Genomic DNA, 13,740 nt, shown 5'->3' with positions numbered 1-13,740 from the left:
CATGCCTCCCGTCTCGCCCCCCGCGCAATCACCCTTGCAGACCGCCATGACGCAATGCGGCCTGATCGCCATCCTGCGCGGCATCAAACCCACTGAAGCCGAAGCCGTCGGCACGGCCCTCTACCAGGCGGGCTTCCGCATCATCGAGGTGCCGCTGAACTCGCCGGAACCACTGGAAAGCATCCGCCAGCTGCGGCATGCCTTGCCGCTGGACTGCATGATCGGCGCCGGTACGGTGCTCGATCCGGCCATCTGCCCGGAGATCGTCCGTGCCGGCGGCGAGATCGTCGTCATGCCGCACAGCGACGCGCACGTCATCCGTGCCGCCAAGTCGGCCCTGATGGCGTGCTGCCCGGGCGTGGCCACGCCGACGGAGGCCTTCGCCGCGCTGGCGGCCGGCGCCGACCTGCTGAAGATGTTCCCCGCCGAACAGTTGGGCCCGGCCGTCGTCAAGGCCTGGCGCGCGGTCATCCCGCCCGAGGTCCCACTGGTTCCCGTGGGCGGCATCACCCCCGCCAGCATCGCCGAATTCGCCCGGGCCGGCGCATCCGGCTTCGGCCTGGGCTCGGCCTTGTACAAGCCCGGCATGACCGCCGACCAGGTCGCCGCCAACGCGCGCGCCTTCATCGCGGCCTGGCGCCAGGCATATCCATCAACGAGACAGCAAGCATGAAAATCACCAAGCTCACTACCTACATCGTGCCACCGCGGTGGTGCTTCCTGAAAATCGAAACCGACGAGGGCATCGCCGGTTGGGGCGAACCGGTGGTGGAAGGCCGCGCCCACAGCGTCGCCGCCGCCGTCGAGGAACTGTCGGACTATCTGATCGGCAAGGACCCGCGCAACATCGAGGACCATTGGACGGTGCTGTACCGCGGCGGCTTCTACCGCGGCGGCGCCATCCACATGAGCGCGCTGGCGGGCATCGACCAGGCACTGTGGGATATCAAGGGCCGCGCGCTGGGCGTGCCCATATCGCAGCTGCTGGGCGGCAATGTGCGCGATCGCATCCGCGTGTATTCCTGGATAGGCGGCGACCGGCCCGCGGATACGGCGGCGGCCGCCAAGGCCGCGGTGGAACGCGGCTTTACCGCCGTCAAAATGAACGGTACGGAAGAGCTGCAGTACATCGATACCCACGACAAGGTGCGCAAGTGCCTGGAGAACGTCGCGGCCGTGCGTGATGCCGTCGGGCCGGATGTCGGCATAGGCGTGGACTTCCATGGCCGCGTGCACAAGCCCATGGCCAAGGTCCTGATCAAGGAACTGGAGCCCTACAAGCTGATGTTCATCGAAGAGCCGGTGCTCAGCGAACACTATGAAGCGCTGAAGGAGCTGGCGCCGCTGTCGTCCACGCCGATCGCCCTGGGCGAGCGGCTGTTTTCGCGTTGGGACTTCAAGCGCGTCCTGTCGGAAGGCTACGTCGACATCATCCAGCCCGACCCGTCCCACGCCGGCGGCATCACCGAAACCCGCAAAATCGCGGCGATGGCGGAGGCCTATGACGTTGCGCTGGCGCTGCACTGCCCGCTGGGGCCGATCGCATTGGCGACCTGCCTGCAGATCGATGCCGGCTGCTACAACGCCTTCATCCAGGAACAGAGCCTGGGCATTCATTACAACGCCGCCAACGATCTGCTGGATTACATCAGCAACCGCGAAGTCTTCGATTATCGCGACGGCATGGTAGCGATACCCCAAGGCCCGGGGCTGGGTATCGAGGTCAACGAGGAATACGTGAAGGAACGCGCGGCGGTGGGACATCGCTGGCGCAATCCGGTGTGGCGCCACAAGGATGGCAGCTTCGCCGAATGGTAAATAAATAAAGGAGACAACCGTGCCGACCGCACATACTGGCGCGCTGCCGGGCGCGCAGCCCACCCGTACGCGCTATCTGATCATGGTGATGCTGTTCATCACCGTGGTCATCAACTATCTGGACCGCAGCAATCTATCCATCGCCGCGCCGGCGCTCAGGGACGAGTTCGGGCTGGACACCGTACGCGAAGGCCTGATCCTGTCCGCCTTCGGCTGGACCTATGCGGCGATGCAGATTCCCGGCGGCTGGCTGGTGGACCGCGTGGCGCCGCGCGTGCTGTACGCCATCGCGCTGATACTGTGGTCGGCGGCGACCTTTTTCATGGGCTTCGCGGGCAGCTTTGTCGCGCTGTTCGTGCTGCGGCTGGCGGTGGGCGCGCTGGAAGCGCCGGCTTATCCGATCAACAACCGGGTCGTCACGACCTGGTTCCCCGAGCGCGAACGCGCCACCGCCATCGGCTTTTATACGTCAGGCCAGTTCGTCGGCCTGGCATTCCTGACGCCGGTGCTGGCCTGGCTGCAGCATCACTACGGCTGGCATATGGTGTTCGTCAGCACCGGCCTGATCGGCATCGTGTGGGGCGTGCTGTGGTTCCTGGTCTACCGCGAACCGCGCCAATTCCGCGGCGCCAACGAAGCGGAGATCGAACTGATCCGCCAGGGCGGCGGCGTGGTGGACCTGGAGCGCCGCGTCAGCGAAAAGAAGGCGCCCTTCGCCTGGGCCGATCTGGGCCTGGTGATGTCGCGCCGCAAGCTGTGGGGCGTGTACCTGGGGCAGTTCTGCCTGACTTCGACGCTGTGGTTCTTTCTAACGTGGTTTCCCACCTATCTGGTGAAGTATCGCGGAATGGATTTCATCAAGTCGGGCTTCCTGGCTTCCGTGCCCTTCCTGGCCGCGTTCATCGGCGTGCTGTGTTCCGGCGTGCTGTCGGATTGGCTGATCCGGCGCGGCGCCACGGTCGGCATGGCGCGCAAGCTGCCCATCATCCTGGGTCTGCTGATCTCCACGTCCATGATAGGCGCCAACTACACCAACTCCACGTCCTGGGTGATTTTCTTCCTGGCGCTGGCGTTCTTCGGCAACGGGCTGGCGTCGATTACGTGGTCGCTGGTATCCACGCTGGCGCCGGTGCGGCTACTGGGCTTGACGGGCGGCGTGTTCAACTTCGTCGGCAACCTGTCGTCGATCTGCACGCCGATTGTGATTGGTTATCTGGTCACGCAGGACAACTTCGCCCCGGCCATTGTTTATGTGGCTTCGCTGGCGTTGTTGGGGGCGCTTTCCTACATCCTGCTGGTGGGGAAGGTGGAGCGGATAGAGATGTAGTGGTGCGAGCAGGCGGCGCCCTACGCCGCCTCCTCGTGATGATTTTTTTCGCTCAAAAACGTCCAGCGTATCGACCGTCTGCGTCAGAAGCCTCCCCGCTTGGGTCGGACAACGATTTCCATGCCTATGAGGTCCAACAAATCAAGCACCTTCTGCAATTGCAGGGTTGGCTTGCCGCGTTCGACATCGACGATGAACCGGTTCCCGGTATTGCTCAAACCCGCCAGGTCCATTTGCAGCAGGTCTTGCTCCTTTCGGGCGCGCCGTACGAGTTTCCCCACGTCTACCGAGCGGTAATTTGAAGTAGGAAATGGGCAAAACAGAAGCGCCGAATTACCGCTCGGTAATTCGGCGCTGGGATGGGAAGACAGACGCGTTTTACTGTTTCAGCAGCAAAGCATTCATCCGTTTCACGAACGCCGCAGGATCGGCCAACTGCGCGCCTTCAGCCAGCATGGCCTGGTCGAGCAGCAGATTAGCCCAATCCTCGAAGTCCGCGTCGGCGGCATCGCGCAGGCGTGCCACGAGGCCGTGTTCCGGATTGATTTCCAACGTCGGCTTAACCGTGGGCGCTTCCTGGCCGGCGGCCTTCAGCATGCGCAGCAGGTTCGGGCTGAGGTCGTTCTGGCCGACGACGATGCACGCCGGGGAATCGACCAGACGCAGCGTGACGCGCACATCGGCGACCTTGTCGCCCAGCGCGGTCTTCAGACGCTCGACCAGGGGCTTCAGCGATTCCTGGACTTCCGCCTGCTTCTTCTTTTCTTCTTCGTCGGCCAGCGCGTCCAGGTCCAGGCCGCCCTTGGCCACGGAGACCAGCGACTTGCCGTCGAACTCGCGCAGATAGGACAGCATCCACTCGTCGACGCGATCCGACAGCAGCAAGACCTCGATGCCCTTCTTGCGGAAGATCTCCAGGTGCGGGCTGTTCTTGGCCGCCGCATAGCTGTCGGCCGTGACGTAGTAAATCTTGTCCTGGCCTTCCTTCATGCGCGACACGTAGTCGGCGAAGGAAACGTTCTGCGCGCCGTCCTCGTTATGCGTGGAGGCAAAGCGCAGCAGCTTGGCGATGCGTTCCTGGTTGGAGATGTCTTCGCCGGTGCCTTCCTTCAGCACCGTGCCGAACTCCGTCCAGAACAGCGCGTAGTCTTCCTTGCGGTTCTCCGCCAGGTCTTCCAGCAGCGACAGCACGCGCTTGGACGAGCCTTCGCGGATGGCGCGCACGTCGCGGCTTTCCTGCAGGATTTCGCGCGAGACGTTCAACGGCAGGTCCGCCGAATCGATCACGCCGCGCACGAAGCGCAGGTACATCGGCAGCAGTTGCTCGGCGTCGTCCATGATGAAGACGCGCTTGACGTACAGCTTCACGCCGCGGCGGGCATCGCGGTCCCACATGTCCATGGGCGCATGCTTGGGGATGTACAGCAGCTGCGTATATTCGCTGCGGCCTTCCACGCGGTTGTGCGTCCACGCCAGGGGATCGTCGTAGTCATGCGCGACGTGTTTGTAGAACTCGCGGTACTGCTCTTCCGTGATGTCGTTCTTGGAACGGGTCCACAGGGCGTTGGCCTGGTTCACCGTTTCCCATTCGTCCTTGCGGACCTGCTCGCCCTTGTCGGCATCCCATTCTTCCTTGGCCATGCGGATGGGCAGGGAGATATGGTCGGAATAGCGGCGCAGGATCTCGCGCAGCTTCCAGTTGCTCAGCAGTTCGTCTTCGTCGGCGCGCAGATGCAGCGTGACGTCGGTGCCGCGGCTGGGCTTTTCGGTCTGGGCGATGGTGAACTCGCCCTGGCCGTCCGACTCCCAGCGCACGGCCTGGTCGGCCGGCACGCCGGCGCGGCGGCTGACGACGGTGACCTTGTCGGCCACGATGAAGGACGAATAGAAGCCGACGCCGAACTGGCCGATCAGCTGGGCGTCCTTCTGCTTGTCACCGGTCAGTTTTGAGAAGAACTCGCGGGTGCCGGAACGGGCGATGGTGCCCAGGTTGGCCACCGCTTCTTCACGCGACAGGCCGATGCCGTTGTCCGAAATCGTGATCGTGCGGGCAGCCTTGTCGTAGTCGACCCGGATGCCCAGCTCCGAATCGCCTTCCATCAGCGCCGGGTTGTCGATCGCTTCGAAGCGGAGCTTGTCGCAGGCATCGGACGCGTTCGAAACCAGTTCGCGCAGGAAAATTTCTTTGTTGCTGTACAGGGAGTGGATCATGAGGTGCAGCAGCTGCTTGACCTCAGCCTGGAAGCCCAGGGTCTCCGATGCGGAATGGGATGCGGTTTCGCTCATGTCGAAATCTTCGTGTCTGCGGTTGATGGGATGGCGGCCGTCCTGGACGCCGCCGGGAAGGTCGGCTCAGCGCCAGGCGGCCGACGGGCTGGAGTATGGGGGCGCGGCAGGTTTTTTCAAGTCGACCGGTGGCGTTGATTCGCCCGGACGGCTGGTGTTGATTGGCCCGGGCGGCCGCCCCGGCCGCCGCCCCCGGCAAGTCGGCTATAATGCCGAGCTTTCCGCCACGCGGCGTCTTCTTGTACGGCCGTGGCAGGTCCCTCCGCTGGATCTGCCCAGTCCGTCAAACCGCGAAGACGCCCGCGCACGACCTGCCCGGGTGGTGAAATTGGTAGACGCAGGGGACTCAAAATCCCCCGCCGCAAGGCGTGCCGGTTCGATTCCGGCCCCGGGCACCATCAGAAAATCCCGAGAAATTTCAATCACGTAGCGAGATTCGCAACTTTGGGTGCGCATCCAACGGCCGACCAGGGCGCTCCGCGAATCAGTACGCCTGCTCCATGAAGATGGCCGACCACGGCTATCATCCAAAATCGACGGCCGGCCGCTACGGATGGCCCGAACTCGCTTCACTCTCTGCCAGCGACGCTGGACACTGTACGCAGGCTGTCTCCGAGCGCATGACGTAACCGTCTCTCCCCCTTGGCCCAGCCAGGCCGGCATCCTTCCGAGGTCAGATATGGACTATCAACTCAACGACAAACGAGCCCTGGTCAGCGGGTCGACCAAAGGTATTGGTTTTGCGATCGCGTTGACCCTGGCGCGCGAGGGCGCGCGTGTTATCGTCAATGGCCGCACCGAGGCCTCGGTGGCCGACGCCATAGGCCGGCTGAAAGCGCAGGCGCCCTCGGCCCAGGTAGCCGGCTTCGCGGGAGACCTTTCCAATCCCGATGACATCGCGCAACTGGTAAGCCGCCATCCCGACGTCGATATCCTGGTGAATAACCTCGGCATTTTCGACCCCAAGCCGTTCGAAGAGATTCCCGATGCTGACTGGCAACGCTTCTTCGACGTGAACGTCATGTCCGGCGTTCGGCTGTGTCGCGCCTACCTGCCGGGCATGAAGCAGCGCGATTGGGGTCGTATCGTCTTCATCAGCAGCGAGAGTGGAATCCAGATCCCGGTCGAGATGATCCACTACGGCATGACCAAGACGGCCCAGCTCGCGATTTCGCGCGGCCTGGCGGAGTCTTGCGCCGGAACCGGCGTCACCGTCAATTCCGTGCTGCCGGGTCCCACAAAATCAGAAGGCGTCAGCGATTTCGTCAACAAACTGTCCGGCGGAGAATCGTTCGAATCCTTCCAGAAGACATTCTTTGAACAGGCGCGCCCCAGTTCGCTGTTGAAGCGCTTCATCACCCCGGAGGAAGTCGCGAACATGGTGGCCTACGTCTGCTCGCCTGCCGCATCGGCAACGACAGGCGCCGCGCTTCGCGTCGATGGTGGCGTCGTCAGGAGTGCATTCTAGAAAATAACCAGGAGGAGATCCGAACGTGAAGATCGGGAAACAACAAAGACGACCCGGCAAACTGTGGTGCGCGCTCGCGCTGGCCGCCGCGACGCTATGCGCCGGCACCGCCAGCGCGGATGATAGCCAGGGCATCAAGATCGGCGTGCTCACGGATATGGCTGGCGTCACCTCCGATGCCACCGGCAAGGGCTCGGTCGAAGCCGCGCGCATGGCCATCGAGGAAACCGGCGGCACGCTGCTGGGCAAACCCGTCACCCTGGTCTATGCCGACCATCAGCACAAGCCCGATATCGGCAGCAGCATTGCCCGCACCTGGTACGACACACAGGGTGTGGACGTTATTGTGGACGTGCCCAATTCCGCCGTGGCGCTGGCCGTCCAGGCACTGGCCGCCCAGAAGAAAAAGCTCTTGCTGATCTCCAGCGCAGGCACGACGGCGGTCACCCAGGCCCAGTGTTCTCCCTACACGGTGCAATGGACCTACACCACTTATGCCCTGGCGCGCGGCACGGCCAGCGCGGTGGTGCAGGAAGGTCTCAAGAGCTGGTTCATCCTGGCCTCCGATTACGCATTCGGGAAACAACTGGCGGCCGATACCTCCAGCGTGGTGAACGCCAATGGCGGCAAGGTGGTCGGTACTGTCTACCATCCGCTGAACGCATCGGATTTCGCCTCGTTCCTGTTGCAGGCGCAATCCTCGCGGGCGCAGGTTGTCGCATTGGCCAATGCCGGTGGAGACACTATCAGCGCGATCAAGCAGGCAGCGGAGTTCGGTATCGTGCAAGGCGGCCAGAAGCTGGCGGCCATGCTGCTGCTCGACACGGACGTCAACAGCCTGGGCCTGCCGGCCGCGCAGGGGACGTACCTGACCATGCCGTTCTACTGGAACCAGAACGATGGCACGCGCGCCTTCAGCACCAGGTTCCAGGCACGGGTGGGACATCCCCCGACCTTCCTGCAGGCGGGCGTCTATGGCTCGGTCCGGCACTACCTGCAAGCCGTCAAGGCCGCCGGCACGACCGATTCCGACGCCGTGATGCGCAAGATGAAGGAACTGCCCATCGATGACGTTTTCAGTATGAACGCGCGTATCCGGGACGACGGCCTGGTCGTGCGCGACATGCTGCTGGCTCAGGTCAAGCCGCCCGCCCAATCCACGCAGCCCTGGGACTTCTACAACATCGTCCGGCGGATCCCGGGCGACTCGCTGGCGTGGCCGCTCGCCGATAGCCAGTGTCCGCTGGTCCGCAAGTGATGTCGGCAACCGGGAAGTCCACAATCGCGCTGCGCGACTTCGGCAGCTTTTATGCCGGTGGCCGGCCGCTGCGCGTCTCGGGCGAACCGGTGCGCACGATCGCCTTCACACGCACCGCATCGCTCACCTACGACCCCAACGGCCACTATCACATCGAACATGCGTACGTGCAGTACTTCATCCCCGCGCAACTGAGCCAACCCTTGCCGCTGGTTCTGCTCCACGGCGGCGGCATGACGGGCGCGATGTGGGAGCAAACGCCGGACGGGCGAACAGGCTGGCTGCAGGCTTTGCTGCGGCTGGGCCACGCGGTCTACGTGGTTGACAACGTCGAGCGCGGACGCGCGGGCTGGGTGCCGTTCGCCAGCGTATGGCCGGAGTCGCCGATCATCCGCAATGCCGAGGAATCGTGGTCCCTGTTCCGCTTCGGCGCCGCGGCCGACTACCCGCGGCGCAAGCCGTTTCCGGGGCAACGCTTTCCGACGCAGGCGATGGAAACGTTCATCCAGCATGCCGTGCCACGCTGGCTGGGCAACAACGATATCGCGCTGGACGCCTTCTGCGCGGTCCTGGAGCGGGTCGGTCCGTGCATCGTGGTGGCGCACAGCCACGGCGGCGAGGTCGCCTGGTGCGCCCTGCAGCGTTGTCCCCAGCTCGTACGCGCGGTGATCGGCATCGAGCCGTCCGGCTTCTCGGAGCACGTCGACGCGGCCGCCGTGGACGGCAAGCCTTTCCTGTTCGTCTACGGGGATTTCCTGGATGCCACGCCGCTATGGCGCGACCTGGTGGCCGCGGGCCACGCCTATGGCGATCGACTCGCCGGCCACGGCGGGAAGGTCAGCCGCTGGCTGCTGGCGGAGCGGGGCGTGCGCGGCAACTCCCACATGATGATGATGGACGACAACAGCGACGAAATCGCCGCCAGGGTTTCCGGCTGGATCCGTGAGCATTGCCTGCCCGATGGCCCGGCCGGCGGACTCTCGAACGGTAATCCCCGTTTATAGCGATCACCAGAAGTAGGAACGCTATGCGGCCATGGCCAGCCGCTGTCCGGGGCCAATCCGCCCAAGGAAAGCCCTAGTTGCCCAAGGTATTGCTGCGCTGCAATAATAAGACCAATTCCCAGGGCGCTCCTCAAGCCAAAAGCCTATGGCTCGCCCGCAGGGAAACCTTCCCCTACCCTCCGGGAACCTTCCATGTCTTCTCTAGACCAGCACCACCTATCGGCGCAGGAAGCTCCGTCGCATAACGCAATCGACGATGCGTACGGGCTGTTCATCGGGGTCCTGTTCTCTGCCATGGGCATCTCACTGCTCGCCCGCGGAGACATGATCACAGGCGGCATCGCGGGCATGGCCCTCTTGGGCGCCTTCGTAACGGGCTACGCGCCCGCGCCTCTCGTTCCCTTGATCAATATCCCGTTCATCCTGTTTTCCTGCTATGCCATGGGCAGGACATTCGGCATCAAAAGCGCCTTTGTCAGCATCGCAATCGGTGTGGCCGTGAGCGCCATCAGCCGCTCGCTGGAAGTTTCCGGTATCAGCAACGCCTTCGCCGCGATCGCCGGCGGCACCTTCCTTGGCATGGGCATCCTGTGCCTCGCGCGGCACAACGCCTCCATGGGCGGCACCAGCGCGTTGACCCTGTGGGTACAGCGGCGTTCCGGAATCAACGCCGGCAAGATCCAGCTCGCCTTCGACCTGGCTTTGTTCTGTGTGGCGGTGGCCTATCTTCCCATGGCCAAGATACTCTGGTCCGCCCTCGGCACGTTCGCGATGAACGCAATGCTGATCGCCTGGCACAAGCCTGGACGCTACAACGGTTAGCCGCGAAACCTCGGGGACTTGTCCAGGGCGGCGCGCCAAGGACAGTGGGAATACCCCATATTGCCAGACCGGCCAGATCCGCGGTAAACGAAAACCCCTAGCTGATACGGGTTGACCGCGATATCCGCCAGGCACAGTCGAGGCAATACGTGAAAATCCACCAGCTCCGCGCTTTTCTGGCCGTATTCGATCACCGTAGCCTCAGGGGCGCCGCTCGCGCGCTCAATCTGACGCAACCCGCCGTTACCCAGGCGACCAAGGAGCTCGAGGCGAGCCTCGGCGTGCCGCTCTTTCAACGTGGCGTCGCTGGCGTGATACCCACAATCTTCGGCGAGGCACTCGAAAAGCGCGCAAGGGTTATCTACTTCGACATAGAACGGGCCGGCAGCGAGCTGGACCAGATACGCGATGGTTCGAAAGGTGTGGTTTCCATTGCGATTTCAACTGCCGCCGCCTTGGACGTGCTTCCCCCGGCCTTCACGCACTTCAGGAATAGTTATCCGCACGTCGAGGTGAAGCTGAACGAAGCCTCCATCCCATTCTCACTGCCCAGGCTGATGAGCGGTGAAATAGAGTTCATGATCTCGCAAGTGCTTCCTGGAACATTGGCCGACTGGGATGTGAGTGTTCTCTACAAAACCTCGATGATCGCCGCGGTCCGTGCCGGACACCCGATTCTTGAGTCTTTCCAGAACGCCAATCTTGCCGCGGCCGAGTGGCTCCTGCCGTACGACAACGAAACCGGCCCGACACTTTTCAAACAGCTTTTTGCCGAAAGCGATGTTCAGCCTCCCAGTCGCATCGTGACGTGCACGTCGACCGCAATGGGTTTGCGACTGGTTGGAAGCTCCGACCTCATCGGCGTTTTTGTCAAAACAATGGTGGCGACCGAATTCCCTCATTACGGATTGGTCGAGTTGCCTCTTCAGCGAGCGCTGGCGCCTCTGGAAGTTTGCGTAGTGGCGAGAAAGAACGCCATCCTGACACCCGCAGCCCAAAACTTTCTGGACTGCTTGCGGTACTACGCCAATCGCCTGCAGGGGTGAGAAGCGTTGCTTATCGCTTCCAATATGCGCTTGTCTTCCCGCCCGTCTCATCAAGGTCTAGCATGCCCCGAAAACGAGACTCCTTGGGGAAAAAATGGACCAGACGACGACCGTCACGCCACTGGGCAAACGGCGAGCGATAGCGGCGATAACCGTAGGCAACGCACTGGAATTCTATGATTTCACGGTCTACGGATTCATGACGAGCGCCATTGGGCGCATTTTCTTTCCGACGTTGAGTCCCTATGCACAGATCCTGCTCGCCATCGCGGGATTTGGAGTGGGATTCGTGGCAAGACCACTAGGCGGCATCCTGATCGGCAGTTATGCGGACAGGCACGGCCGCAAGAAAGCCATGGGATTGACCATCACCCTGATGGCCCTGGGGTGCGCAATGCTGGCGTTTTCCCCGACGCCTGCGCAAGCCGGGATACTTGCGCCGCTCGTCATTGTCGCGGCCAGGCTGATCCAGGGGTTTTCAGCCGGCGGAGAAGTCGGCGCGTCGACCACATTCCTCGTCGAATACGCGGGGCGCAATGATCGGGCATACATGGCCAGTTGGCAGGTCGCCAGCCAGGGCCTCGGCGTAATGTTCGGGGCAATCATCGCCAGCTCGGTCATTTCGTATCTATCGGCGGAGGCGCTGGATAGCTGGGGATGGCGAGTTCCGTTCGTATTGGGCATGGCGATCGCGCCGATCGGAATGTATATCCGCCGCCAGCTGCACGAGACACATGCGGAAGACGGCCCAAGCGCGAAGCGGGCCGAACGACGGGGCAAGATGCGCATCCTATTCGCCAGTCACTGGCGTGAGTTGGTCCAGGCCAGCCTTCTGTTCGTCTCCTGCACCGTCGGCATTTATGTCATCGCCTTTTATCTTCCTACGTACGCGGCCCGGGAGTTGAAGCTGCCTGTACAGGTGGGAGTTTGGGCCGGCGTGGTCTTCGGCATCGTCAATTTCATCTTCGCCCCCCTTTCAGGCCGACTTGCCGATCGATGGGGCAGGAAGCCCATGATCCTATGGTCGCGCCTGTGCCTGCTGGCGCTCCTGTTTCCCGCGTTCATGTGGCTGGTCGCTGAACCATCCGCGACGAAACTGTATGTCTCGGTGGCCGTCCTCAGCGTGTTTCTGACGTCGCAGTTTCCGGCGCTGTTGGTCATGCTGACCGAGATGTTTCCCCGCCATGTCCGGGCGACCGGACTGTCGGTGGTCTACAGCACGGTCGTTGCCGTTTTCAGCGGATTTTCGCCCTTTGTCCTCACTTGGCTTGTTCATGCGACGGGCAACATGTTCGCCCCAGCCTGGTACCTCCTGGCGATCACGTTGATCTCGTCGCTGGTCCTATTCTGGATCGACGACCGCACCAGCGGAAACCTCGATGAAGCCGAGTCGAGCCATGAAACGCGTGGCTTGCCCCGCAACGACGTGCTTGGGAGAGCCTGATGGTCGACGTGAATATCCCAACGTGTTTTTCGGCCAGCTATCAGGAGGCAAGGGAAAAATTCCTGAGTGCCGCACGTCGACGCGGCCTGGCCCATACGGAACATGCCTTGCCGGAACGAAAAGGCTTGCACGGCGAGACGCTGGCCACCGACATCGTCTGGGTAGGCCCCGAGGATGCAGGGAAGCTGCTGATCGTGACATCCGGCATACACGGGGTCGAGGGCTTCTGCGGGTCCGGGTGCCAGATTGCGTTATTGCACGATGACGCGTTGTTGGCTCGCGCGAAGGATCTCGATGTCGCGATTGCGATCATCCATGCCGTGAATCCGCATGGCTTCTCGTATGGCCGTCGGGTCAATGAAGACAATATCGACCTGAATCGAAACTTCCTGCGGTTCGATGCCAAACTTCCAGAAAACAAGGAATATCGGGAGTTGGCCGACATCCTCCTTCCGCCAACTTGGCCCGCCGATGAAGAAAGCGCCGCTCATCTGGCAGGCCGGATTGCCGCGATCGGGGAAGACAACTACGGTCAGATTCTCTTCAGGGGCCAATACGATGAGCCGCGGGGCCTTTTCTTCGGAGGCACATCCGCGAGCTGGTCGAATTCGGTCATCCGTGATTTCCTTCGTACCCGTGCGGGCGCTGCGCGCCAGATTGGCTGGATCGACCTTCATACCGGACTCGGCCCGAGAGGGAACTGTGAAAAAGTGTTCGTCGGCCAAAATCAGGAATTTCCAGTCGCGAGTGCATGGTGGGGGGCGGACGTCATATCTCCAGTTCGTACCGACTCGGTAATGTTCGAAATCGATGGCCCCATGGTGCGGGCGTTGAATGAAGAATGTCCCCGCGCACGTGGTGCGACGATCGCGTTGGAATTCGGCACAGTACCGCTGATGCGCATGCTCGAGGCGATTCGCGCGGACCACTGGTGCTACATGAGCCAGGAGCCGGAGCACTCCGCCCTGCGCAATAAAGTGCGCGAGGAACTCAAACGGTGCTTCTTTATCGCGGAAGACGATTGGTACGGGATGGTCGTTGGCCAGTTCAGGACGGCCTTGACGCAAAGCCTGCTAGGTCTGGGCACGCATTCGATTTGACCCTACTTTCATCGATAAAGGCGCGACCACGGCGCGCTGTTGTAGGCGCCCGTGACTCCGAAGAACCAGTCGGGGCGACTCCCCCACTGCCCGCCCCGGCATGGCCATCGCGCGGCCAGCGTGCCGCAAAGCAAAACTAATTTCCGAAAAATAAAAGTGTCAGCGAT

Annotated in this window: 12 protein-coding genes and 1 tRNA gene; 11 read left to right on the top strand and 2 right to left on the bottom strand. The window is 62.5% G+C overall.

Annotated features, from left to right (window positions below; translation table 11 throughout):
- Position 1: 1 nt before the first annotated feature.
- From ACNA0R_RS20425 to ACNA0R_RS20415, 3 genes are read left to right on the top strand one after another with little or no spacing between them, the layout of a single operon-like run.
- Positions 2–673, top strand: a complete 672-nt coding sequence (locus ACNA0R_RS20425; protein ID WP_415827888.1) for a 2-dehydro-3-deoxy-6-phosphogalactonate aldolase — start codon at positions 2–4, stop codon at positions 671–673.
- Positions 670–1,818, top strand: a complete 1,149-nt coding sequence (gene dgoD, locus ACNA0R_RS20420; protein WP_415827887.1) for a galactonate dehydratase — start codon at positions 670–672, stop codon at positions 1,816–1,818. The genes ACNA0R_RS20425 and dgoD overlap by 4 nt, the downstream gene beginning before the upstream one ends.
- Positions 1,819–1,837: 19 nt before the next feature.
- A complete protein-coding gene (locus tag ACNA0R_RS20415; protein ID WP_415827886.1) occupies positions 1,838–3,145 on the top strand; it encodes an MFS transporter in 1,308 nt (435 codons plus the stop codon).
- Positions 3,146–3,228: 83 nt separating this feature from the next.
- Here ACNA0R_RS20415 and ACNA0R_RS20410 read toward each other — a convergent pair whose 3' ends face one another.
- Together ACNA0R_RS20410 and htpG are read right to left on the bottom strand one after the other, a co-directional pair.
- Positions 3,229–3,378 (bottom strand): helix-turn-helix domain-containing protein, encoded by a 150-nt coding sequence (locus ACNA0R_RS20410; RefSeq protein ID WP_415827885.1) that lies wholly within the window; start codon positions 3,376–3,378, stop codon positions 3,229–3,231.
- A gap of 145 nt (positions 3,379–3,523) precedes the next feature.
- The gene (gene htpG / locus ACNA0R_RS20405; RefSeq protein ID WP_415827884.1) at positions 3,524–5,431 is read right to left on the bottom strand and encodes a molecular chaperone HtpG; all 1,908 of its coding nucleotides are present in this window, start codon (positions 5,429–5,431) and stop codon (positions 3,524–3,526) included.
- 313 nt (positions 5,432–5,744) lie between these two features.
- On the opposite strand from htpG, the gene ACNA0R_RS20400 reads away from it, so the two are divergent.
- From ACNA0R_RS20400 to ACNA0R_RS20365, 8 genes are all read left to right on the top strand, one after another.
- Positions 5,745–5,829, top strand: a tRNA-Leu gene (locus ACNA0R_RS20400).
- Between the two features lie 281 nt (positions 5,830–6,110).
- A complete protein-coding gene (locus tag ACNA0R_RS20395) occupies positions 6,111–6,899 on the top strand; it encodes an SDR family NAD(P)-dependent oxidoreductase (protein WP_415827883.1) in 789 nt (262 codons plus the stop codon).
- Positions 6,900–6,960: 61 nt separating this feature from the next.
- Positions 6,961–8,157 carry an ABC transporter substrate-binding protein gene (locus tag ACNA0R_RS20390; RefSeq protein ID WP_415827968.1) on the top strand — a complete coding sequence of 399 codons (1,197 nt, stop codon included), beginning with the start codon at positions 6,961–6,963 and terminating at the stop codon, positions 8,155–8,157.
- Positions 8,157–9,161, top strand: a complete 1,005-nt coding sequence (locus ACNA0R_RS20385; RefSeq protein WP_415827882.1) for an alpha/beta hydrolase — start codon at positions 8,157–8,159, stop codon at positions 9,159–9,161. Before ACNA0R_RS20390 ends, ACNA0R_RS20385 begins: the two co-directional genes overlap by 1 nt.
- A gap of 192 nt (positions 9,162–9,353) precedes the next feature.
- On the top strand, positions 9,354–9,983 hold the full coding sequence (locus ACNA0R_RS20380; protein WP_415827881.1) for a YitT family protein: 630 nt from the start codon (positions 9,354–9,356) through the stop codon (positions 9,981–9,983).
- A gap of 149 nt (positions 9,984–10,132) precedes the next feature.
- A complete protein-coding gene (locus ACNA0R_RS20375; protein ID WP_415827880.1) occupies positions 10,133–11,029 on the top strand; it encodes a LysR family transcriptional regulator in 897 nt (298 codons plus the stop codon).
- Between the two features lie 94 nt (positions 11,030–11,123).
- Positions 11,124–12,473: an MFS transporter gene (locus ACNA0R_RS20370; protein WP_415827879.1), complete on the top strand. Its 1,350-nt coding sequence runs from the start codon at positions 11,124–11,126 to the stop codon at positions 12,471–12,473.
- Entirely contained in the window at positions 12,473–13,573 is a 1,101-nt protein-coding gene (locus ACNA0R_RS20365) for a M14 family metallopeptidase (protein WP_415827878.1), read from the top strand. The genes ACNA0R_RS20370 and ACNA0R_RS20365 overlap by 1 nt, the downstream gene beginning before the upstream one ends.
- Positions 13,574–13,740 lie beyond the last annotated feature (167 nt).

This window comes from Bordetella sputigena (assembly GCF_965137885.1).
GTDB lineage: Bacteria > Pseudomonadota > Gammaproteobacteria > Burkholderiales > Burkholderiaceae_B > Bordetella_C > Bordetella_C sputigena.
This window is presented reverse-complemented; position numbering and strand designations above follow the sequence as displayed.